Below are 23,861 nucleotides of genomic sequence, written 5' to 3'. Positions count from 1 at the left end.
TTCGATCATGAAACGCCTTCTTCTTTTGATGCTCGCCATGATGGTGGGCTGGCTACCCGCCGTGGCGCAGGCCTGGTGGCAGCCTGATTGGCAGTACCGCAAGCAAATCTCCGTTGATACGACGCCCGAGGGTGGCGCGATCAGCGAGAACGTAGGCCGCACCCCCTTGCTGGTGCGCCTGCATACCGGCAATTTTTCCTTTGACGGTACCAATGAAAATGGTTCGGACCTGCGCTTTGTGTCCGGCGATGATCAGACCGTGCTGAACCACCAGATCGAGAGCTTTGACCCCTTGATGGGCATGGCGCTGATCTGGGTGGATATTCCCGAGGTGATGGCCAGCCAGAAGCAGGATATCTGGATGTACTACGGCAATGAGAAAGCCCCGGTGGCGTCCAACGGCCAGATCACCTTTGACCCCAACTACACCTTGGTCTACCACTTTGATGGTGCTGCTGGTGCGCCTTCGCGTGACAGTACGGCCTATACCAACCATGCTCAAACGGCACCTGCCGGTGTAGTGGACGGCGTGTCCGGACGTGCCGCCCAGTTTGTGGGTGCTGCTCCCTTGATGCTGCCCGCCAGTCCTTCCCTGGCCGTGCCAGCAGCCGGTGCGTTTTCTTTCAGCGCCTGGGTGCGTGCAGACCAGCCCCAAGGCCAGCAATTGGTCTATGCCCGTCGTGATGCGGCGAACAGCTTTTTGATCGGCCTGGACCAGGGCGTGCCCTTTGTTGAGATCAATGGCCAACGTAGTCCTGCCGGTGCTCCCTTGTCGCCCAGCACCTGGCAGCATCTGGCCGTCACGGCCGATGGCAGCCAGGTGATTCTGTACGTGCAAGGCCGTGCCACGGCTTCCCTGAATGCCAGCCTGCCACCGTTGAACACGGTTGCTGCCTTGGGTGGTGATGTGCCCGGCACCTTGCTGGCCGCGCCTGCTCCTGTTGCGGCTGAAGTGGCTGGCGCTGACGGTGCCACGCCTGGTGCTGTTGCCGGTGCCGAGACAGTTGCTCCCGTCGCCGCTCCAGTGACTCCCTATGCTCCCTTTGTCGGCGCGATCGACGAGCTGCGCTTGTCCAAGATTGCCCGACCTGCAGCCCTGATTTACGCCGATGCACTGGCACAAGGTGCCGAGTCCCGCCTGATTGCTTACGGCGCGGATGAAGAGCAGTCCGGCTTTGGTTTTGGTGCCTTGGGTTTCCTGCTGAAAGCGGTCCCGATGGACGCCTGGATTGTGATTGCCGTGCTGGTATTCATGATGTTCCAGTCCTGGGTCATCATGTACCGCAAGAGCCGCCAGGTGGGCCGTGTGCAAGAAGCCAACCGCCAGTTCCGCGCTGCATTTGGTGAGTCTGGCGGCAAGCTGGATGCCGTACAGACTGATGCCAAGACCGAACAGAACTTCGCTCATTCCTCTTTGTGGCGCCTGTACCGCATGGGGGTGAAAGAGCTGCACAACCGTCAGGCCCAGGGCATGAAGGCGCTGTCCCCCAACACCATCGAGGCCATCCGCGCTTCCATGGACGGCGTGCGCACGCAAGAAAATCAAGCACTGGGTGCACGTCTGGGCATTCTGTCCAACGCGATTGCCGGTGGCCCTTATATCGGTCTGCTCGGCACCGTGCTGGGGATCATGGTGGTGTTCCTGGGAACCGCAATGGCGGGCGATGTGAATATCAACGCCATCGCTCCCGGTATGGCCGCTGCCTTGCTGGCGACCGCCATGGGTCTGTTCGTCGCGATTCCGGCCCTGTTTGGCTACAACCGCCTGATTGGCCGCAATAAAGACGTCAGCGCAGACATGCGTGTGTTCGTGGACGAGTTCGTCACCCGCCTGGCCGAAGTGCATGGTCAGAACAGCGCGCCCGGCAAGAGCAAACACGACAAGCACGAGGCGGCACTGGCTCAGGGCGCAGACCTTGATCTGGCGAACGCCCAGGCTGCTGGCTCGGCATAAGGAACGGACATGGCAGCCCTACGAGACGACGACGATGATGCCGCAGCCGTTGACGGCATCAACATTACCCCGCTGGTCGATGTGCTGATGGTGGTACTGGTCATGTTCATCCTGACCGCCACCGCACAAATTTCCGGCATCCAGGTGAATTTGCCCAAGGCCAGTTCCACCGTGTCCCTGGTTCAGCCCAAGACCAAAGCCATCTCCGTGAACGAAGCGGGCCAGGTGTTTCTGGATGCCTATCCGGTAACCCTGCCCGAGCTGGAGGACCGCTTGCGTACCGAAAAAGCCCTGAATCCGGATTTCCCGGTCATTGTGCGCGGCGACAGCATCGTGCAGTACCAGAAAGTGGTGGAAGTGCTGGATGTGTTGCGGCGCTTGGAGTTGTCCCAGGTCGGTCTGGTGACCGGCAAACCTCAGTAAGTTAATTGGTGTTCTAACGATGTTGCCAAACTCATCCAAACCGCAAGCCACCCAACGCGCACGCTGGCGTCGTCTGGCCATCAAGGTGCTGGTTGTGGTGCTGGTGGCGCTGCTGGGCTGGTGGGTCTGGAAATGGGCCAATGACATGGCGGGGATCAAGCGCCAGGTGCCCAAAGAGCCCATGTTGATTCCCTTGCCGCCACCGCCTCCACCACCGCCCGAGCCAGAACCTCCACCCGAGCCTGAAGAGCCCAAAGAAGAGGAAGTGGTCGAGCCGGAACCCGAACCCGAGCCTACGCCGGTTGAAGAACCCCAGCCCAAGGACGAAGCGCCGCCTACGCCATCGGACAACTTGTCAGATCCGATGCAAATGAACAGCGACGCCCAGGCAGGCACTGACAGCTTCAACATCAGTGCCGGTCAAGGGCGAGGTATGGGCGGCAGTGGCGGTGGCCGTGCAGGCAATGCCACCTACAGCCAGTACCTGGCTTATGCATTGCAAAAAATCCTGCGTGAAGACAGCCGCACCCGCAACCTGGTCTACCGCGTCCAGGTGCAGTTGTGGCTGACCGAGGACGGTTCCATTACGCGTGTCGCTTTGTCGCAGTCCTCGGGCGATACCGAGATTGACGAGGCCCTGGTGGCCGCCTTGCGTGAAGTCGGACGCTTGAGCGAGCGGCCACCGGCGTCGGTAAGCATGCCTATCCGGGCCCAGGTAACGGGTCGTAGGCCCAGTTGATTGTCTGCAAATTTTTGACCGAATGATTTGGAGTGCGCTTTTCATGAAATCCCATCCTACTCGGCTGGCTTGCGCGGTGGCGCTGGCCTTGACCTGCACCGCTGGCCCCGTGCTGGCTCAGGCGCCATCCCAGAATGCCACCGTTAACCTGATTCGCTTGCTGGTGCAGCAAGGGGTCTTGCCACAGGCCCAGGCGGATGCGCTGGTGGCCCAGGCCGAGGCGGAAGCAGCCCAGGCTCGCAAAGCCGATATTGGTGCCGCCGGGGCAGCGCAGGCCCAGCCGGGCGATGTGCGTGTGACGTACATTCCGGAAACCGTGCGTGAGCAGATCCGCGAGGAAGTCAAAAACGAAGTTATGTCGCAGGCCAAGGCCGAGAACTGGGCCCAGCCCAACACCTTCCCGGACTGGGTATCGCGCATCACGGTTGAAGGCGATGTACGCGTGCGTAACGAATCCCGCCTGATGGATGGCGCGAACAGCAACGAGCTGATCAACTTTGCCAAGTGGAACGACAACGGCCCTATCCCTACCGTGGTCGAAAACAAGCCTTATGGCTTGAAGATTCCTTATCTGAACAGCCGCCAGGACCGTCGCAACTTGTGGCGTATCCGTGCCCGTCTGGGTGTGAAGGCTGTTCTGTCGGATCGTTGGGAAGCGGGTATCCGCCTGGCCACGGGTAGTGACGATAATCCGGTGTCCACCTCGGACACCCTGGGCAATGGCATGGGCAAGAAGCACCTGTGGCTGGATCAGGCCTACTTGTCTTACCGTCCTACCGATTGGGCCACCATTGTGGCGGGCCGTGCCTCCAGTCCCTTTGACTCCACAGATCTGCTGTGGTCGTCTGACCTGAACGTGGATGGTATTTCTGCCGCCTTCAAGCACGCGATTTCGGATCGTCCAGTAACCGTCTTTGGCAATCTGGGTGCCTACGCGCTGGAATACGCCAACACGCCATGGGATCGCAACAGCCTGTCTGAAGGCTCCAGCGAAAACAAATGGCTGCTGGGTGCGCAGATCGGTGCCGAGTGGAAGATCAACGAGCGCAATAATCTGCGCGGCAGTCTGGCGTATTACCACTTCAACAAGATCGCGGGTCAACGCTCCAGCGCCTGCACGCTGTATTCGTCCAGCGATGTGTGTGACACAGACTGGTCGCGTCCGGCCTTCATGCAAAAGGGCAATACCGTGTTCCTCTTGCGTGACATTCGTCAGTGGTCGGCAGACCCCAAAAACTGGAACGAATGGCAGTACGTGGGCCTGGCCTCCAAGTTCAACTTGCTGGACGTGAACATGCGCTGGGATACAGAAGTCATGAATGGCCTGAACCTGCGTCTTGCCGGTAATTACGTGCGCAACCTGGCTTACGACAGCAACAAGATGGCGGATCGTGCCGGTGGTTTGCATAACATCGCTTCCAACGGTACGTACGATGCCTCCGGCAACCCGACCGGCATCGAAAGCGGCGGCAATGCCTGGATGGTTCAAGCCACTTTGGGTAGCAGCCTGGGCCTGAAAGACAGGGGCGATTGGCTGGCCTTTGCTGGCTACAAGTACATCGAACCGGATGCCATGCCCGATGGCTATAACGACTCCTCCTTCCATCTGGGTGGCACCAATGCACGTGGCTACTTTGTGGGTGCAGGCTACGCCTTCGAGAAGAACGTGACAGGTCACCTGCGCTGGAGCAGTTCCAAGGAAGTCTACGGTGCGCCGCTGTCTATCGACATCATCCAGCTTGAACTTAACGCCAGGTTCTAAGCCATGAAGATATTGAATTCATCCTGGAAGCAGCGTGTACAGCCAAGCGGGTGCAAGCCTTTTGCCATGACGCTGTGTGCAGTATTGCTGGCGGGTTTGGGCCCCTGGGCTGGCTCAGCCATGGCACAAAAATCGGATATGGAGGAGCGGCTGCGCACGCAGCTGCGCTCCAGTACCCAGCAATTGCAGCAGTTGCAAAGCCAGCAAGCGCAGTTGACGGCGGCGAAAACGGCCGCAGAAACCGAGCGTGATGCAGCCCGCAAAGAAGTCGAGCAGCTCAAGGCCCGTTTGGACAAGGCCAGCCAGCAGGCGCAAAGCCTGAAAGACGAGCAGGAGGGCATCAAGACCTCTGCGCGTCAGCAAGTGGCGGCCGCGCAATCGCAATTAGGCCGTGCACGTAACGAGTTTGAAACCTTGCAGGTGCAAGCTCGTGCCACTGAAACGCAGCGTGCCAGCCTGGCGTCCAGTCTGGCCCAGCGCGAAGAGGAGTTGGCGCTGTGTACGGCAAAAAACAAGGAGCTGTATGCAGCCGGGAAAGAAATCCTGGCGGCGTATGAGCAGTTCAGCACGGGCGATTTGCTCAAGATCCGACAACCGCTGGCAGGCTCGGCGCGGGTGAAGTTTGACGAGCATGCCCAGGCGCTGGGCGACAAGCTCTACGACGGCCTGTATACGCCCGGTGCCACGACGCCGGAACAACAGTCCGTCGCGCCCTGAGCCTTATTGATTGATACCCACAAGGAATATGTATGACTGACTCCCAAACCATCCAATCCGTCTCCTTGAAGCAATTGCAGGAGCTGTTGCAGCAAATGGGCTATCGCGTGACCGAGTCCGAGCAGGCCGGTAACCGTCAGCTCTTGTCGGCATCGCAAGGCATTGGTTTTGCTGTGCGCCTGGGCAATCCTGCGCATGAAGCGGATCAGGCACTGGACTACACCCTGAGCTGCGCCTTGCGCGTTCAAGGCCAGATGCCTGCCGGGATTGAATCGGCCTGGAATATTGGCAAGCGCTTTGCTCGCCTGGCCGTGCAAGGCGAGTTTCTGGTGCTGGAAATGGACGTGATTGTGGCCGGTGGTGTGGCCCCGAGCTATCTGCAGGCCACCGCTGAATTGTGGGACCGCTTGTTGCAGGAGTTCTTGCTGTTCCTGCGTCAGCATGCGGCGGCCAACAACGAAGCCAATAGCGCAGACAAGGGTGAGGCGGTCGCTGCTCAGCAAGAAGCTGCACAAGTGACGGCTGAACCCACCGACGCTGAACACACTGAAGCGGCACAGGCTTGAGTCAGGTGAGCATGATGACGCACCCCAAATTCCTGCTGCAAAGTGTGCTGGCCATGAGCCTGTCGGCCTTGCTGGTGGGTTGTGGAAAAAATGGTGATGCCCAGGCCCAGCAGCCGCAAGCTGCCGGGCAGCAAAGCAGCGCTCCGGCATCAACGGTAAAAAGCAGCGCTGTTACGCCTGCGGTCGCCACGCTGGGGCAAGTGGTGGTCAGCCAGGAGGAATTGCAGCAGTTCCTGCAGGTCTTGCCCGCTGCCCAGCGTGAAGCCATGCGTAATGACCGCGTGGTGCTGGAGCAGTGGCTGCGCAGCCGCCTGGCCGAGAAGGCCGTGGTAGAGCAGGCCAAGGCCCAGGAATGGGACAAAAAGGCCGAGATACGCAGTGCTATTGAAGAAGCGCAGAATCAGGTGATCTTGCGCAGCTATCTGCAATCCGTGTCCGAGCCGGCGGCGGATTACCCGTCCGAGCAGGATCTGCAAACGGCGTATCAGGCCAATCAGGATCAGTTCCAGGTGCCGGCCATGTACCGCTTGAGCCAGATCTTTTTAAGCGTGCCGGACAAGGACGAACAGGCTTTGGTGCAAGCGAAGAAACGGGCAGATGCCTGGGTCAAGCAAATGCGCGAAGGCAAGGCGGATTTTGCTGCTTTGGCCAAAGAGCATTCGGACGAGAAAATCAGTGCCGAGCGCGGTGGCGACAATGGCTTTTTACCGATGAGCCAGCTGGTGCCTGCCCTGCGTGCCACGGTGTCCAAGCTGGAGCCGGGGCAGCTTAGCGATCCGATTGTGCAGGCCGATGGCGTGCATATTCTGCAAGTGACGGATTTGCGCCCGGCCAGTGTGCGTTCGCTGGAGGAAGTGAAACCGGCGCTACGTGATGCCTTGCGTCGTCAGCGACAGCAGGAAGCGACTCAGGCTTACGTGGCAGGCATGCTCGATGCCGATACGGTGACTGTGGATGGCAAGGTCTTGAGTCAGTTGTTGCAGCAGACTCAATAGTCTTGGGCTTATTGGCTGATGCGGGATGAGGCATCAAGCAGAATGTTGCAGGCAGCAGGCAGCAGGCAGCAGGCAGCAGGCCAAGGGGCAGGGCAGGTGAAGGAGGATGGCATGCGATTGTGGCGGATCAGCAGTACGCATTGGGAAAAGCAGCATGAAGCCACGCCGTGGTTCAGTGCCAAAACCTCCTCCATCGCCATCTACCATGCCTCGCCGTTGGCAGCGGTATGTGCCTATTTGCTGCGTCACTGCCTGCCGCATCCTGATCTGATCCCCGCCCACGAAGCCTTGCTGTCGGTCGGGGTCAGCCAGCATTTGATACGCCGGGCGCAAGTCTCGCGCCACTGGCATTTCAATCTGAAAGAAACACGCGAGCTGGCCTTGCGCTGGCGTTTGCTGGCCGACAAGCCCGTGCTTTGCGTACCGGCCTTGAATGGGGCGAACCAGTATCTGATCGACACACGCTCGCCTCTGTTTCCCTTGATTCACATTTACCGCCGGGATGCCCAGACGCTGGAACGCAGTCTGGAGCAGATGCGCGAACACCTGCAGGGCACCACGCCCTGGCTGGTTTTGCGCTAAGAAAACAGCGGGATTGGACTGTCACTATGTTGTCATTGGGGACTTCTACAATCGCCTCGCCTCACCCCTTTTCGTTTCACTGTCCGACGCCGCGGCTAGACCTATTAACGTGCGCATGACCATGACTCAGGTGGCGATCAGTGTGGCGGTGTTACTCGGCGCTTTCTTGTTATTTGCCTGTGCAAGTTTCGCAGTTGCCCGGTCTGATGCTGACACCCTGCTAAATTCTTCGGAACGCTTGTCTTTCGACATCCCGGCCCAGCCTTTGGCGCAGGCCTTGGGAGCGTATGGACAACGCTCTGACCTCTCTGTGCTGCTGGACGGTGCCGACCCGCAGCGACCCATGCCAGCCGTACGCGGCGACATGACGCGCAAGCAAGCCTTGTCCACCTTGCTGGACGGCTCGGGCTTGCAGGCCTATTACGTGGATAACCGCTCGATTGTGATTCGCTTGCCCGATAGCAAACCGGGCCGGGCCAGTGCCGGGCAGCGTCCCTTGAACTTGAACCATATTTCCGGTGTTCGGGATGGGGCGCATGATTACAGTGCCTACGTCACGCGCGTGCAGCAGGCGGTGCGCAATGCTCTGTGCCGTTCGCCGCAGACCAGACCTGGCAGCTACCGTCTGGCTATGCAGCTGTGGCTGAACCCGGACGGGCAGGTAGAGCGCGTGCATTTGCTGGGCAGCACCGGCAAGACAACACGCGACGACGCCATCAGCCGTGTGCTGGGTAATTTGTCCATGGGCGTGGCCCCGGATGCCAGCCTGCCGCAACCTCTGGTTCTGCTGCTGGCCCCCGTCTCGGGCCATGTGCGTGATGACTGCCCCTTGCAGGCGGGGAGGTAGCCCATGTCCGAAGCCCTGCGTAGTCGTTTGCGTCAAAGCCTGATCGCCCGTTACACGCATTTGCGTCGGCGGCTGGAACGCACGATAGGTTCGCGTGAAGATGCGGCGGATGCCTTGCAGGAAACCTGGATACGAATCGGGGGCGTGGGTAATGGCGTGTCCGTGAATAACGACGAAGCTTATTTGCTGCGCATGGCCACCCATATCGCCATTGATTCCTACAAACAGCGCAACAGCTTGCTGACTGCCATGGATCTGGACGCTTTGAGCCATATTGCCGACGACACTTACGATACCCAACGCTGTGCCTGGGCGCGCCTGACGACGGCGCAATTGCTGGCGGTGTTGCAGGACATGCCCATTCGTCAGCGCACGATTTTGATGGCCTCGCGGGTGGATGGTTTGACCTATGCCCAGATCGCCAAACAGTACAATATTTCGGTTTCCTTGGTGAACAAGGAAATGATGCGCGCGCTGGATTATTTGCGTCTGCGTTGCGCGGAACAATTTAACGATGCTGTGGGTGTCAGCGTCTCCGATAGTCTGACTGACGCCTAGTATTTGCTCCCATGAGTCTCTCTTCCTCCCCCCTATCCGAAGCCGCCCGCAGCCAGGCCAATCAATGGTGGGTGCGCCTGCATTCGGGCAGCGCCCGGCAATCTGATGCCCAGAGTTTTCAGCAATGGCTGGAGCAAAGTCCCGAGCATCGTGCGGCCTGGCAGGAAGTGACGGTGACGATGGACACGGTGACGCCGGGTTTGCAGGCAGCCAGACACCTGCTGCCGGAGTGGAAAGCGCCGGCTGCTCAACCAGTCTTTACGGCACGGCGTGCCTTTATGGGCGGAGCGTTTGCTGCCTCGGCCTTGGCGGTGGTGGCGGTCGTCCATCCCCCTTGGGGCTTGTGGCCGTCCTTCACGGAGCTGACGTCGGACTTTCGTACCGGCGTGGGCGAGCAGCGTGAAATCCAGATCGGTCAGGCGGTGGCCATTCAGATGAACACGCAGACCTGCATCAATCGCCGTGATACCGCGCAAGGCGCAGGCATAGAGCTGGTTGAAGGCGAAGTGGAAATTCGCGTGCTGGATGGGGTCACTAGCCATCTCCAGGTCCAGGCCGGTCCAGGGCGCATGCAAGCGCAACAGGCGCAGTTCAATGTGCGCTACACCGGCAAGAACGTGACGGTGACGTGCTTGCAAGGACAGGTGGTGGTGCAAGCCAATCAGACTGTCACTTTGCAGGCAGGCCAGCAAACGGTTTACGACTATGAACGCATCCACGCGGTGCAGCGTCCCAATCTGGATCAGGTCAGCTCCTGGCGGCGAGGCTATCTGGCTTTTGAAGGCCAGCCCCTGGCTGATGTGGTTGAAGAACTGAACCGCTATCGGCCTGGCAAGATCGTGGTTTATAGCGACAGCTTGAAGAGCCGCCCGGTGTATTTGAGCCTGTCCATCAGCGATATGGATTTGGCCTTGGACATGCTGCGTGCCATGTCCGGCATACGGGTGCAGGAGTTGGCGGGCGGCATTGCTCTGGTAAGGCAGGCTTAGTTACATAAAGTAACAAAATAGGCATGATTGATTTCTCGCCAGAACCAGTCTTGTAGATATGGATACGAAATCCCTCCAGTCTTAAGCCGGGAACCTCAAGCAATGTCGCCACGCCTACGCAGTTTGTCTTCCAAGTCATCTGATCCTAGAAACCCTGTCGATAGAGCTTCTCGCGACAAGTCCCGAAACCGCCTGACGCCGGTGGCCCGAGCCATAGCGACCTTGCTGGTCACAGGTGGTTTAAGTGCGCAAGCTTATGCACAAACCCAACCCGTATCGGGCGCGTGGTTTGCGTCGCGCGGGGCGGTGGAACGCAATGTCTCCGGCGCACAAGGCGGGATGGTTGATCCCAGCAATGGCCTATTGAATTCGGCAGCACGCCAACATGCCGAAGCCCGCCAGCAATTGGCCCGTTCGGTAGAAAATCTGGGTCGTACTGCCAGTGCCATTGCAGCCCAGCAAGCTGCACAAAAAGCCGCTCGCGAGGCTGCTGCCAAAGAGGCCGGTGTGCCGGACGGCTATGTGCAAGGCGGGGTGTGGGATCGTGATGCTGCAGGCAATCTGCATGTCTGGACTGGAGCCGAGCGGCCTGTCCATACGGAAGACAAAGGCCAGCACAACGTCGCTATCAAGCAGACCGACAGCAAAGCGGTGCTGAACTGGGAAAGCTTTAACGTGGGTCGCAACACCACGGTGCAGTTCCAGCAAAAAGCCACCGATGCCGTGTTGAACCGTGTAGTGGGAGCAGACACGGCACCTAGCCAGATCCAGGGTGCGATCAAGGGTGATGGCACCGTCATGGTGGTGAACCAGAACGGCGTGGTGTTCAGCGGTTCGTCGCAGGTGAACGTGCGCAATCTGGTGACGGCAGCGGCCACGATCAGCGACAAGCAATTCACCGAAGGCTTGTACGGCAAGGATGCCAACACGGCGTCCTTTACCAATGCGCAGGGCAAGATTGAAGTGCAGGCTGGTGCGCATATTGGCACACATGCCTCCGAGACCGTGAACCAGGGCGGGGGCTATGTGCTCTTGCTGGGTCAGGAAGTGGTCAACGCGGGCAGTATCTCCACTCCCGGCGGACAAGTTGCCTTGGCGGCGGGTGAAAACTTCATCATCCGCAAGGGGATGGGGACAGAGGAAAACGTCAACTCCACCACTCGTGGCAATACCGTGGTGGTTCAGACCGGCGCTGCAGATAAAGCAGGCAAGGTGCAAAACACGGGTCTGATCCAGGCCGCGACGGGCGACATTACGCTGGCCGGTCGCACCATTCAGCAAGATGGCGTGCTGGTGGCCAGCACCTCGGTGCATAGCCGCGGCACCATTCATTTGTCGAACAACAAGAACGATGCCCAGTCCAGCGTGACCTTGGGCAAGGACAGCGTCACGGCGATTGTGCTGGATGAAAGCGCTGCCACCGCCTTGGATGTACAGCGTGAAGCCCTGATCAAGGAATCCGATAAAGAAGGCGATGGCATGCGTCATCGTCGTGACCAGTCGCTGGTGCAAATTGCCAGCGGTGGCGATGTTGTTTTCGATGCTGACAGCCTGACCCTGGCCACTGGCGGCCAGGTCTTTGTGGATGCGGCCAAGAACAGCGACGTCCGCAAAGATGCCGTGATTGATGTCTCCGGTCACGTGGGTGTGCGGGTGGCGATGGAAGCCAATAATGTGCAGATCAATATCCAGGGCAACGAGCAGCGTGATGCCCCGGTTAACCGCGAAGGCGACAATCTGCGCAGCAGCGATGTCTGGCTGGATCGTCGCAATCTGGTGTTTGTGCCTGCCGGAACCAATGGCTACGAGAAAGACCGCTGGTATACGGCAGGTGGGCTCTTGGAAGTGGGCGGTTACCTGGGGGTAGCCAGCCACGGTATTGGTGAGTGGTCGGCCCAGGGTGGCACTGTGCAGTTCAGCGGTGCCAGCGTGGTGACGCGTCCGGGCTCCATCATCAATCTGTCCGGTGGCACCTTGGATGTGCAAAGCGGATTTGTTCGTCAAAGCTGGTTGCGGGGTGTGGATGGACGCCTGTACACCGTAGACAGCGCTCCGGGCGATCTGCTTTACGAAGGTCTGTACAAAGGCTACCAGCAGACCAGCGCTCGCTGGGGTCAAACCCGCAGTTTCTATAACCCGATTCTGGCACCCACACAGCGCTACGAAGAAGGTTACACGGTAGGGCGTGATGCCGGTCGTTTGGTTATCTCGACCAAGGCGGCGGATCTGCAAGGCCATATCGAATCCGCAACCTATCAGGGCCCGCGCCAAATTCAGGCCCCAGTGCCCAGGCTGGATGGTTATCAGCAATCGCAAACCGCTGTGGCTCGCCGGGCGGAGCTGATTCTGGGTGGCTGGACGCCGGTTTATGACAAGGACACGCAGAATCTGCGCTACACCCCTAGTGCCTTGATCGAGAAAGTGGTGATTGGCAAGACCAGCGGGCAAGACGGCGGTGATGCGTCGGATGCCGCGTCTTCGTCCATCACGCTGGACTCGGACTGGTTAACGAAAATGGGCCTGGGCGCCTTGCGGGTGTACGCCAGCCACAACGTGGCCGTCAATGACGCCTTCTCTGTCGCTTTAGGTGGCGAAGTGGCGCTGCATGCTGCCCAAGTGGATGTGAATGCCGATGTGACCGCTCGCGCTGGCCGTATTGTGCTGGGCGATATGGTGGAGAAATGGGTGAGCTCCGGTAATGGTTGGCAGCCGAGCAAAATAGGGGATGTACCGGCTACCCATCTTGCGCATACCTATATCGCTTCCGGCGTGACGCTGGATGCCCGTGGTCTGTGGGGCAATCAGGAACTGGATGGCCGCGACATGCGCTATCTGCCTTATCGCAATGGTGGTGACATCGTGGTTCGCGGCAGTGCCGATGTGACGGTTGCAGAACATGCCTTGCTGGACGTGTCCTCGGGTGCCACCTATATGGCGGACGGTTCTGTGCAAGGGGGCAAAGGCGGCAATATTACCTTGGCGGCGGACGCGAATCCGACCAGTGGCTCGGGTATGGGTGGCAAGCTGTTTTTTGAAGGTGAAGTGCGTGGGCATGGCGTAGCGGGTGGTGGCACGCTGCGCTTCCAAAGCGGCAATGCCGTGATTCTGGGCGGGACGGTCGCCGGTAGCGATGGTGTCTTGCAAGCAGGCGAGGCTTCGCTGGCCGATCTGGTGACTCTGGAAGGTTTCACCGTCGCTGCAGGCGCGATTTTGCCCGTGGATTTCCATTACACCCGTACCCATGCGGAAGCGGGTGAGGTGATCGGTGGTGCCCCCAAGGTGACACAAACCAATCCGTCCAGCTGGATTCATTTGAGTACGGCCTGGCAGTTGCCCAAGCCAAGTAATGAAAACGCCAGCTATACCGTGTGGCTGTCCAACGGTCAGCAATTACGGGTGGATGGCTATAGCTGGAGTGTGGCACCGACTTTGCCGCCAGGCACCGTGATCATGGAGATCATGAATCCGAGCAGTTTTCCGACAGATTACGTCTTGTCGCCGGAGATCTTCCCCAATGGCGTGGCCATTGCTCCTGCTGCCGGTGTGTATAAAGCGGGCACGGTTGCCACTGCGGATCTGAGCTATGCCGCAGGTACCTTGTTGCGCGCAGGTACTCGTCTGACACAAAACGTGGCGGTGGATACCTTGCTGCATCTGGACAGCAGCCAGTTCCAGAAGGGTTTTGGGTATTACGAAGTAGTGGGCGGCTTTGGCGTAGCGGTGGCCGAGGGTGCCAATCTCACGCTGAACATGCCCGTCATGCAGCTGGATCTGCCTGCGGCCCGCCAATTGTCTACCGGCAGCGACCCGTGGCAAGCCGCCACATTGTGGCTGCCTCCGGAGTTCAGTGAGTCACCCGAAAAGGGCGTCGTCAGCCAGCGCGGGGGTGCTGATCTGACCTTGAGCTCCGGCTTTTTATACAAGAAGCAAAGCGTGGACCCCAGCGGCGCTTCGCTGACCGTGGGCAAGGGCGCACACATTGCTGTGGATAGCGGCCAGAGCATTATCTTGCAGGGTAATGGTCAGATCACGGTTGAGGGTGCCTTGCAGGCAGCGGGCGGCAAGATTGGCATTTATGACTTGGGCACCTCCGGTGACGATACCAGCCATATCAAAGGCCACGATGGCTCAGTCTGGTTGGGCAGCACGGCCTTGCTGGATGTGTCGGGCAAGGCACTGATGGCGGTGGATAGTCAGGGCCAGCGTTACGGCAAAGTGCTGGATGGTGGCCGTATCGAGATCGGCAACAAGTACCAGCCAGCAGCCACCGCCGTGGATACCATCGACAGTTTCATTGTGGTTCGTGAAGGGGCGCGCCTGCTGGCTTCGGGTAGCGCGGCCACGGTGGACTTGCCTGGCCAGGGCGCACAAACGTTGGCTTCCAATGGCGGCGTGATTCATCTGTCCAGCTTCAATGGCCTGTACCTGGATGGCGATATGCAGGCCAAGGCTGGTGGTGCCAACGCGGTAGGCGGCACGCTGTCCCTGGCCTTGGAAGCCCCTAATTACTCGATCGCCGCTGGCCCTAGCGATCGCGTGCTGGTGCATCGTGAAATGACGCTGGTGCGTGAGCAGCAGCTGGAAAACCTGTCCGCTGATTTGCTGCCCGGACGTGCGGATGCGGGCTTGCAGTACGGCCACGCCCGTATTGGCGTGGATCGTATCCAGAGTGGTGGTTTCGATAACCTGGCCTTGCTGGCCAATGGTGTCTTGTCGATTGAAAACGGTGTGGACCTGACGATGGGGCAAAGCCTGCATCTGGCCGTGCCCAAGATTGCCTTGGCACCGGGTGCCATTCTGGGGGCCACGGTCAAGCTGGCGGCCCCGCATGTCCGCTTGGCTGGCGTCACCCGCGCTACGCGCGACAAGTACCTGACCCCGACTGTGCAGGATCCTTCCAGCAACTCGGGCAAGATGGTGGAGTTGCCGGACGACTCCCATCTGCTGATTGAGGCCGGCGTGCTGGATATTGGCAACCGCGTAAGCTTCGGGGCCTATGGCAATACAGTGCAGTCCACCAAGGCGGAAGTGTCGCGTCCCGGTTTTGATACGGTAGAACTGCGTGCTCAGAACGATCTGCGCTTTTTGAAGCATGCCGTGGGTGACCGTACCCATCTGCTGACCGATGGCAATCTGGTGCTGGCCGCAGGCCGCATCTATCCCGGTACAGGCGTTGTGGCTGAAGTGCTGGCTGGACGCCATGTCATGCGCGATCAGTGGAACAATTCGCAAATTCTGTTTGATCCGGAACGCAGTCTGCGTATTGAGCGTATTGGCAGCGGTGATGTCCTGCCCCCTTATTCGGCCTTTGGCACCTTGCGTTTGCAGTCGGCCAATATCGAGCAGGGCGGCGTCCTGCTGGCACCGTTCGGTCAGCTGGAACTGGGCATAGGGGTAGGCAGTGGATTGCAGTCCCCGACCGCATTGGTCTTGCGCCCTGGCAGTATCAGTTCGGTCAGCGGCGCGGACTTGCTCATGCCCTATGGCGGTACCGTAGATGGTCTGACCTATAACTATGCCGGTGTAGACGCCCCCTACGCGGGTCTGGGTGGCATGCTGGGCAATTTGCATTTGAAAGCCAGTAGTGTGGAGGTACAGGAAGGCGCCCTGATGGATTTGTCGGGTGGTGGTGAGCTGACCGGTGCAGGCTTTTTGCCGGGTCGTGGCGGCTCTACTGATGCCCGTTTGCACCCTCTGGTTCAAAGTACGGCTAACGGTTTTATCCTGCCCGGACTGTCCAGCAATCCGGTGTATGCCGTTGTGCCCGGTGTCCAGCACGTTGTTGCTCCCTTGTCGGCTGAAAACGGCGCAGGCGATCCCATGGTGGGACGCCAGATTCACATAGGTTCGGGCGTGCCGGGTCTGGCGGCAGGCACCTACACCTTGCTGCCATCCACCTATGCCTTGTTGCCAGGGGCGTACCGCGTTGAGATCAATGGTGCAGCCAGTGCCAATGCAGCCCTGGGCGGCACTATTGCTATGCGCAACGGTTCCTACAGCGTGGCCGCCCGTATGGGTATTGCCAACACAGGCATTGTCGATAATCTGCCATCCCGTGTCGTGCTGACCTCTGCCGACACACTACGTCAGTATTCCCAATACAACGAAACCTCCTACGCGCAGTTCGGTCTGGACTGGGCTACCCGCGACAGCGTGCCTCGTCCACAGTTGGAGCGTGATGCTCGTCAGCTGGATCTGATTGCGAACAGTCTGAAGATTGCGGAAGGCGTCGCCCGGTTTGCCCCGGCCGAAAAGGGCCGTGGCGGCACCGTGGTACTGAGCGGACCACGCATTGAAATTCTGGCAGATGGCGCTGCGCCTACGGCGGGTTTTGAGGGCATGTCTGTCGAGTCCGGCATGCTCAATCGCTTGGGGGCGGCTGGTATCAGCGTGGGTGGTTCGCCTTCCTCCACCTTCTCTTTGCAAGGGTACGGTTCTACCCGTGATGCCTGGCGTGTCAGCCTGGGCAATACCCGCAGCGACGAGATTTTTGTACGTGATGGGGCAGTGCTGGAAGCGGCACAGGTGTTCCTGGTCGTGGGCAATCGTGAAAAAGGCTTGACCGTCGAGCAGGGCGCCACGATCAATACCTTGGGCAAAGGCGCTGCGCCCTGGGATTCCACGGAAGGCTATGTGCTGGAACCCGGTCAAAAAGGGGTTTTGGCTCTGAGCAATGGCTGGCTGGATGTGACTGAGCCTCGCGCGGATGACAGCTGGGGAACGGTAGGCGCGGGTTTTCTGCATATAGGTACGTGTGCGACGGGTGCCAACTGCTCCGGTGAAACCCGTTTGTATTCTGAAGGGACGATTACTGCGTCCACCAATAAGGCTTTTGAGCTGGATGAGTCCGTGCGTTATGGCACGCGCAATCTGGTGCTGGCGATGGGGGGCATTAATGTGGGCGGGGCGGATGCCTTGGCTCAAGCAGCAGCCAAAGGCATTTTGCCCTCGGGTCTGACCTTGAACCAATCCGTACTGGAACGCCTGCTGCGTGGCGACACGCAAATGGGTGCGCCGGCCCTGGAAAATCTGGTGCTGACGGCGCGTGACGCCGTGAACTTCTACGGTGATGTGAACCTGAGCACCATTGATCCGGCCACCGGCAAATCCGTTCTGGAGCGCCTGGTGCTGGGTACGCCTGCTATCTATGGCTACGGCGATGCGAATACGCAAGCGCGTATTGAAACAGGCACGCTGGTTTGGAACGGAGCCACCACACCCGCGGGGGCGATGGTTGAAGGTGGTGCCGGTACAGGCAGCGGTCGTCTGGTGATTGATGCCCAGCAGATCGAGTTTGGCTACGGCCCGCGCAGCCAGCCTGACACTGTGGGCACGCATGAGCGCCTGGCCCTGGGCTTTAGCACGGTGAACCTTAATGCCAGCGAACGCATTACGGCCAACCACAAAGGCTCTTTGGCCGTGTATCACAGCCGTGGTGCCTGGGATGAGGCCACCAAGGACTGGACCTACTACGGTGGGGATTTGAATTTCAGCACCCCTGTGTTTACCGGGCAGGCGGGTTCGATCAACCACATCCGCGCGGGTGGCAATATTCATGCCGTTCGTCCTGAAGGCGTGGATTACGTACAGCCCGATGCGGCAACTGCTGCCCAATCGCTGGGTGCAGAGTTGATGCTGGATGCAGGCCGTTACCTGAATTTCGATAGTGCTGTTTTGCTCCCTAGCGGCAAGCTGACCCTGACTGCCCAAGGCGATGTGATGCTGCGTGACGGTGCGCAGATCGATATGGCAGGTCGCCCCATCCGCTTCTTTGATGTCAGCAAATATAGCTGGGGTGGCGATGTCATCCTGAACAGTCGTAGCGGCAATGTGATCCAGGATGCGGCTTCCCTGATTGACCTGTCGGCCCAGCAAAACCGCGCCGGTAAATTGACGGCACTGGCAATGGATGGCCTGCTGGATCTGCGTGGCCGTATCAGTGGGGCTGCCAGTGGACACTACGATGCGGGTGGCACGCTGGTGCCGTTTGCTGCGGGCTTTATCGAGGCGCGCGCCCAGCAGATTGCAGACTTTGCCGGCCTGAATGCCCGTTTGAATGAAGGCTCGCTCTGGGGGGGGCGCAGCTTCCAGTTGCGTCAGGGTGATCTGAGCATTGGCGACGAGCTCAAAGCCCGTGAAATCAATGTGTCCGTGGACAATGGCAGCCTGACTGTGGTGGGCAAGGTGGATGCCAGCGGCGAGCAGGCCGGCAGCATTCGTCTGGCCGCCAAGCGCGGGGTAACCTTGGCAGGGACTGCTGTTCTGGATGCCAGCGCCAGCGTTCTGCGCCGTGACAGTTACGGGCAAGTAATTGCAGCACCTAACCGCGCTGTGATCGAACTGGATTCGGGTCAGGGCCGCCTGGTTCTGGCTGATGGCATGCGCATGAATTTGAGCGTAGCCGGAACCAATGCACGCTATGGCACAGTAGCGTTGAATGCACCCCGTCTGGGTGGCGCAACGGGCAATGATGTGGATATTGATGCTCGTGGCACGCTTAATATCAGCGGTGCCAAGTCTATCGCCGTCAATGCCTTCTACCAATACGACGATGCCGAGCCAGGTACGGACTTGAGTGTGGATGGCCGCAGCTATCAGCGTATTGATCAGGACTATCTGCGCCAGAAACATCAGGACAGCGAAACCTTCATCAACAAGGCCTTGGCGAATCAGGCCCTGATGCAAGGCAAGCTGGCCGGACTGCGCGCTTATGGTGATGAATTCCATCTGCGCCCTGGCGTGGAAATTGTCAGCAATGCGGCCATCAATCCGGATGGTGATCTGCATGTGGACGGCGATATTGATCTGTCCAGCTTCCGTTACGCCAGCGTGAATCCGCATAGCCAGAAGAACTCGCAGTATGGCTCGGGCGAGGCGGGGGCTCTGGTCCTGCGCGCCGCCGGAGATCTGGCGATCTTCGGTAGTGTGACCGACGGTTTTGATACTTCCGTCCTGGGCGTGACCTCGGATGACGATAGCTGGGTACTGCCCGCAGGCCGCATGCCTTTTGGTGGTGATCTGGTGATCCCGCACGGGGGGATGGCCACTCTGGATACGGGTACTCAGTTTGCGGCGGGTCGTACCTTGAATTACGACGTGCCCGTTGGCGCGATGACGCTTCCGCGTGACACAGTCATTCCTGGTCTGATGAGCCTGGCCCAGAACTTGTCCTTGCCCGCAGGCACGATCCTGTCGGCGGCGGTGCTGGATGCCTCGGGCCAAGTGCTCTATGCCGCAGGCACGGTTCTGAAAGAGCCGGTGGTCTTGCAGGCCACTATGCAGCTCTCGGCAGGTTTCCGCCTGCCTGAAGATGTGCAGATTGCCGCGACCTGGTGGCCCAAAGGAGTGTCTTTGCCTGTCGCCATGAAGTTGAGTCAGCCAGTGGCACTGAATAAGGGGGCCCTGGTCCCTTCAGAGACGGATGTGATTTTGCCTGGGGGCGTGGCCATGATTGATCTGCGCCCACGTGCTACCGACGATACCCAGGGGCGTACCTTGGCCTTGGCGCCGATGCTGGCAGCCGGTTCGCAGTCCTGGGATATCCGCCTGGTGGCCGGTGCTGATACAAGGGCAGCCGATAGCCGCCTTACGCAAGTGGATAGCACGCACCGTCTCATGTTGGCTGACACCCATTTTGGCCTGGGCGTAAAGTCTTTGCCTGTGCCGGGGACAGGTTTGCCCGCCGTCTATGGATGGGGGGATGTCAGCCGCTTTGAGGAGCTGGTCACCCTGTTGAGCGGCGGGTACTGGTTGAGCTTTGTCCCGGTAGAGGGACAGCCGGTGACCCAGGAGCAGGTTGACGAGTTGCTGTTGTGGGGAATGATCGGTGCCGACGTAACGGAACTGAATATCTATGGAATGGGTGAGATGGCTACCGAGCTGTCACCCGCGACTCCGCCCGAGATGGAGGATGTCAAATACGCGGCCCGTGAGCAATTGTTCAGCGTCTTGCGTACGGGTGTAGGCGATCTGGACCTGGTGTCCGGCGGTGATATTGAAATGAATTCGCTGTACGGGGTGTACACCGCTGGTACCCCTTCCGCTTCCATGGGTGAAGCCTATAACCAGGCGCGCGGCAAATTGTTTGATGGCACTATCCTGCGTGCTGAAGGCAAGCGCTTCGAATCCCTGGTGGATGGTGGTGCAAACAGTCTGTATCAAGCCTGGTATCCCGAAAACGGCGGTAATGTGCTGCTGCGGGCCCAAGGTAGCGTGAAAGGTGATCTGGTCGGCAATAACAGTGCCAGAAATGATCAGGGCTATACCTTCTACAACACTCGTCAGCAGATTGCCTCAACGGCGGTCGGCAGTTGGCTGTGGCGCCAGGGTACGGGCAGTGCCGTATCGGCCCAGGAAGGTGTGCCTGGTGCCTGGTGGATTAATTTCGGGACGTACGTGGCAGGGGCGGCCAATGGTGCATACGATGCCTACGAGTCCTGGTTGGCCTCCAATGAACCATTTCTGACAGGCTTTGTGGGCGTAGGCACATTAGGCGGTGGCAATTTGACGGTAGAAGCCGGTGCCGATGCGGGCATGCTTGATCAGCGCGGTATCCGCAGTACATGGAACCAGCAGGCTCATACTCCGCGCAGCCAGGGCCTGCATCTGGTCGTGGGCAGTACCGGCCGTGTCACCCAGGGTGGTGAGTTGGTACAAACCGGCGGTGGAGATCTGGTTCTGCGCCTGGGAGGCACCTTGAATCCGAATCCCGAGGTGCGCCTGAACGAATACGATCTGAACAGTACTTTTGTGAACCTGCGCGGAGCTACAGCGCTGGATGCAGGGGCCATTGGCGGGATCAAGCTGAGTTTTGGCGGCACAGATCAAATGGATACCCGGCCAGGCAATATCTACGCGGCGGGCGGAGGCCCGGCGACGGGTGGCCCGATTTTGGTCTTGGGTGATTCTGCCGTGCGCATGCAAACACGTGGCGACCTTGTGCTAGGCAGCGTCGTCGATCCAGGCCGTACTACCTTGCTGCATTCCACACCGTTTTCTGTAGATGGTCAGCACTATGACGGCAATGGATGGTCCTGGTTTTCCTTGTGGACACCGGCGACTGGGGTAGACATGCTGAGCGCAGGTGGCAACCTGACGCCGACCACGGCCTGGGATGAACGTAATTCGTACGAAGACACGCGCTGGAGCGATCCGGGCCGTAACCAGTCTCACAATGGCGATGGCAGTTTCTACCCGTCTATCCTGCGAGCAGCGGCGGCCAACGGCAGTATTTTGTATGGAGCCAGCGCCAGTGGCGCAAGTGTATCCGTGGCCGCAGGTGGGCTGTTGCGTTACGGCTTCGGCACGGTGCTGGCCCCATCCCCAATGGGCGAGCAGTTTGTAAATGCAACGGGCCGCGGGGAGCTGCAACTGCTGGCACGTGGCTCCATTCAGGGGGCGGGTTATGTGTTCTCGGCATCAACAGCCGACCCGGCTGCCATGCCTAGTCCGCTGCGTCCCGGTTTTGTCGGTCTGATGTCCGAGACCGGTGGTGGGGAGTTTGGCCAGAACCCAAGCATTATTCATAACGTGGATTTGGCCGCGATGCGCTTGAATGACTGGTTTACGGTCACCAGCAAGGCGGTAACTTCCTATGCGGGTGGTCGTCAAAATACAGGCTCTCTGTTTGTTTTTGGCACGCCCGTGAATGTGGCCACGGCTGCAAGCCAACGTCAGCCAGCCCGGTATTACGCAGTCAATGGTGACATTGTGGGCCTGCGTGTCGGACAGGAGGTGCTGCTGGGTTATCCTCCGGGTTCGCAAGGTTCGCGTATGGAAGGCTCGGTCCTGGTCGCGATTCGTGCGGGTCGTGATATTACCGATTCCGGGACCCGTCTGGGGCAGAAAGACGCGGTGGCCGGAAGCCGGAGCTCGACGGCCTCGACCCGAGGCAATCTGATTACCCACGCTTGGGCGGACGATATTTCCATCGTGGAAGCAGGCCGGGATGTGCGTAACAGCAGCTTCTATATTCTGGGCCCCGGTTTGCTGGACGTGTCGGCAGGACGTCATGTGTATCTTGCCGACAAGGGCGAGATCAAGAGTCTGGGACCGTTGGCAATGAGCGGCTCGGATAGCCGAGGCGGTGGTGCGAGTATTTCGGTCTCGGCCGGGATGGGCGAGGGTGCGCATTGGGATGACTTCGCCGCGCGTTATCTGAACCCGGACAATCAGGCTGATCTGGAACTGCCGTTTGCGGATCAGCAGGGCAAAGCCTTGTATGTCTATAGTGGTGGTCTGACGCTGGCGCAGTGGTTGCAGAGCGAATTCAACTACGCAGGCGACGAAGCCGGTGCACAGGACTTCCTGGAGCAGAAACAGACAGAGCTGGATCTGGTGCGCGATCAGGCACTGGCAGAAGGGCGCACCGCGTCCAGCCGCCCCTTGGCGCGTGAGTACAAGCTGGAGAGCCAACTGCATCTGGTCAACTGGCTGACAACACGCTTTGCGGGCGATAACGGCTTGGGTCTGCATTTCGATGCCGCCAGCATGGATGCACGCAGCTTCTTCGATGCATTGCCACCCGAGCAGCAGCGCAGTTATCTGCGTAACGTCTACTACGCAGAATTGCGTGCGTCAGGCCGTGAATACAACGATGGGGACAGCAAGCGTGCGGGCAGCTATTTGCGTGGTCGCGAAGCCATTGCCACCTTGTTCCCCGAGCAGGATGCACAAGGCAAGGCCCTGAATTATGCCGGTGACTTGACCATGTATAGCAGTGCGCTCTATTACGACGCCGACTACGTCAATAATACGAGCGGTAAAAACCGACCCACGCCCAAGGTGAATTACCTGACCAAAGCTGAGTGGGAGGCCCTGGGAATGCCAGGTTATAACGTGTCCTTCTACGACGTGCTGGATGCCGGTATTCATACCAACTTTGGTGGTGACATCAGTATCCTGACACCCGGTGGCCGTGCTCTGGTGGGGGTTGATGGTGGTTTCAACCCCGGCCCAGGCTCGGGGGTGATTACGCAAGGGGAGGGGGATATCAACTTCTTCTCGCAAAGCGATATCTTGATGGGGCAGAGCCGGGTCTTTACGACCTTTGGTGGCAACATCCTGGCCTGGTCGGCCGCAGGTGACATCAACGCTGGTCGAGGCAGCAAGACAACGGTGGTCTACACCCCGCAACGTCGTGTTTATGACTTGTTTGGCAACGTGGCGCTGTCGCCATCCACACCGAATACCGGCGCGGGTATTGCCACGCTGAATCCTGTTCCTGAAGTTCCACCAGGCTATATCGATTTGATTGCGCCGCAGGGAACCGTGGATGCGGGCGAGGCCGGGATTCGCGTGTCGGGCGATATTAATATCGCCGCCTTGCGCGTGGTCAATGCCGACAATATTCAGGTACAGGGCGAGTCCAAAGGTATTCCGGTCATGGCGACGGTCAACACCGGAGCGCTGACCAACGCCAGCGCAACGGCATCCTCGGCCGCTTCGGCGGCGCAGGATACCGTGAACCGCGCTCGTGCTCAGGCTCGTCAGAATCTGCCTTCGGTCATTACTGTGCAGATTCTGGGATTTGGGGATGCAGGGCAGTCAGGGGGCGGGGCCACATCGTCAGGAGCAGGCCCAGCGACTTCCAGGATAGATGCCTCTGCGTATCGCCAAGACAGTACGGTGCAGGTCCTGGGACTGGGCGCCAATCCGCAATCCGCTCTGGATCGATTGACGCCCGAGGAGCGGCGGCGGATGACACTGTAGCCTGAGCCTGGGAGATCTG

General features: G+C 59.5%; 12 protein-coding genes. All 12 read left to right on the top strand.

The window, feature by feature from the left end; translation table 11 throughout:
• Window positions 1-7: 7 nt before the first annotated feature.
• The 12 genes from DUD43_RS17045 (at window position 8) to DUD43_RS16990 (ending at window position 23,842) form a co-directional block, all read left to right on the top strand.
• Window positions 8-1,954, top strand: coding sequence for a DUF2341 domain-containing protein (locus DUD43_RS17045; RefSeq protein ID WP_153231209.1), 1,947 nt, complete (start codon window positions 8-10; stop codon window positions 1,952-1,954).
• Between the two features lie 9 nt (window positions 1,955-1,963).
• Window positions 1,964-2,377 carry an ExbD/TolR family protein gene (locus DUD43_RS17040; protein ID WP_153231208.1) on the top strand — a complete coding sequence of 138 codons (414 nt, stop codon included), beginning with the start codon at window positions 1,964-1,966 and terminating at the stop codon, window positions 2,375-2,377.
• Window positions 2,378-2,396: 19 nt separating this feature from the next.
• Window positions 2,397-3,116 (top strand): TonB family protein, encoded by a 720-nt coding sequence (locus tag DUD43_RS17035; protein WP_228125831.1) that lies wholly within the window; start codon window positions 2,397-2,399, stop codon window positions 3,114-3,116.
• 43 nt (window positions 3,117-3,159) lie between these two features.
• The gene (locus DUD43_RS17030; RefSeq protein ID WP_153231207.1) at window positions 3,160-4,878 is read left to right on the top strand and encodes a putative porin; all 1,719 of its coding nucleotides are present in this window, start codon (window positions 3,160-3,162) and stop codon (window positions 4,876-4,878) included.
• Window positions 4,879-4,881: 3 nt separating this feature from the next.
• On the top strand, window positions 4,882-5,595 hold the full coding sequence (locus DUD43_RS17025; RefSeq protein ID WP_153231206.1) for a DNA repair protein: 714 nt from the start codon (window positions 4,882-4,884) through the stop codon (window positions 5,593-5,595).
• Window positions 5,596-5,627: 32 nt separating this feature from the next.
• A complete protein-coding gene (locus tag DUD43_RS17020) occupies window positions 5,628-6,161 on the top strand; it encodes a YbjN domain-containing protein (protein ID WP_153231205.1) in 534 nt (177 codons plus the stop codon).
• A gap of 11 nt (window positions 6,162-6,172) precedes the next feature.
• The gene (locus tag DUD43_RS17015; RefSeq protein ID WP_153231204.1) at window positions 6,173-7,156 is read left to right on the top strand and encodes a peptidylprolyl isomerase; all 984 of its coding nucleotides are present in this window, start codon (window positions 6,173-6,175) and stop codon (window positions 7,154-7,156) included.
• A gap of 111 nt (window positions 7,157-7,267) precedes the next feature.
• Window positions 7,268-7,738 (top strand): hypothetical protein, encoded by a 471-nt coding sequence (locus tag DUD43_RS17010; RefSeq protein ID WP_153231203.1) that lies wholly within the window; start codon window positions 7,268-7,270, stop codon window positions 7,736-7,738.
• A gap of 238 nt (window positions 7,739-7,976) precedes the next feature.
• On the top strand, window positions 7,977-8,585 hold the full coding sequence (locus DUD43_RS17005) for an STN domain-containing protein (protein ID WP_194273413.1): 609 nt from the start codon (window positions 7,977-7,979) through the stop codon (window positions 8,583-8,585).
• Window positions 8,586-8,588: 3 nt separating this feature from the next.
• Window positions 8,589-9,143, top strand: coding sequence for an RNA polymerase sigma factor (locus tag DUD43_RS17000; RefSeq protein ID WP_045929546.1), 555 nt, complete (start codon window positions 8,589-8,591; stop codon window positions 9,141-9,143).
• An 11-nt stretch (window positions 9,144-9,154) separates the two neighbouring features.
• The gene (locus tag DUD43_RS16995) at window positions 9,155-10,132 is read left to right on the top strand and encodes a FecR family protein (protein ID WP_153231201.1); all 978 of its coding nucleotides are present in this window, start codon (window positions 9,155-9,157) and stop codon (window positions 10,130-10,132) included.
• 102 nt (window positions 10,133-10,234) lie between these two features.
• Complete coding sequence (locus DUD43_RS16990; protein WP_153231200.1) at window positions 10,235-23,842, top strand: filamentous hemagglutinin family protein; 13,608 nt, start codon at window positions 10,235-10,237, stop codon at window positions 23,840-23,842.
• The last annotated feature ends 19 nt before the right edge of the window (window positions 23,843-23,861 follow it).

This window comes from Alcaligenes faecalis (assembly GCF_009497775.1).
Taxonomy (GTDB): domain Bacteria; phylum Pseudomonadota; class Gammaproteobacteria; order Burkholderiales; family Burkholderiaceae_B; genus Alcaligenes; species Alcaligenes faecalis_D.
This window is presented reverse-complemented; position numbering and strand designations above follow the sequence as displayed.

What these genes read in the sequence shown, in the direction of transcription:
- DUD43_RS17045 (WP_153231209.1), top strand. Translation starts at nt 8, where the DNA reads ATGAAACGCCTTCTTCTTTTGATGCTCGCCATGATGGTGGGCTGGCTA.
- DUD43_RS17040 (WP_153231208.1), top strand. Translation starts at nt 1,964, where the DNA reads ATGGCAGCCCTACGAGACGACGACGATGATGCCGCAGCCGTTGACGGC.
- DUD43_RS17035 (WP_228125831.1), top strand. Translation starts at nt 2,397, where the DNA reads ATGTTGCCAAACTCATCCAAACCGCAAGCCACCCAACGCGCACGCTGG.
- DUD43_RS17030 (WP_153231207.1), top strand. Translation starts at nt 3,160, where the DNA reads ATGAAATCCCATCCTACTCGGCTGGCTTGCGCGGTGGCGCTGGCCTTG.
- DUD43_RS17025 (WP_153231206.1), top strand. Translation starts at nt 4,882, where the DNA reads ATGAAGATATTGAATTCATCCTGGAAGCAGCGTGTACAGCCAAGCGGG.
- DUD43_RS17020 (WP_153231205.1), top strand. Translation starts at nt 5,628, where the DNA reads ATGACTGACTCCCAAACCATCCAATCCGTCTCCTTGAAGCAATTGCAG.
- DUD43_RS17015 (WP_153231204.1), top strand. Translation starts at nt 6,173, where the DNA reads ATGATGACGCACCCCAAATTCCTGCTGCAAAGTGTGCTGGCCATGAGC.
- DUD43_RS17010 (WP_153231203.1), top strand. Translation starts at nt 7,268, where the DNA reads ATGCGATTGTGGCGGATCAGCAGTACGCATTGGGAAAAGCAGCATGAA.
- DUD43_RS17000 (WP_045929546.1), top strand. Translation starts at nt 8,589, where the DNA reads ATGTCCGAAGCCCTGCGTAGTCGTTTGCGTCAAAGCCTGATCGCCCGT.
- DUD43_RS16995 (WP_153231201.1), top strand. Translation starts at nt 9,155, where the DNA reads ATGAGTCTCTCTTCCTCCCCCCTATCCGAAGCCGCCCGCAGCCAGGCC.
- DUD43_RS16990 (WP_153231200.1), top strand. Translation starts at nt 10,235, where the DNA reads ATGTCGCCACGCCTACGCAGTTTGTCTTCCAAGTCATCTGATCCTAGA.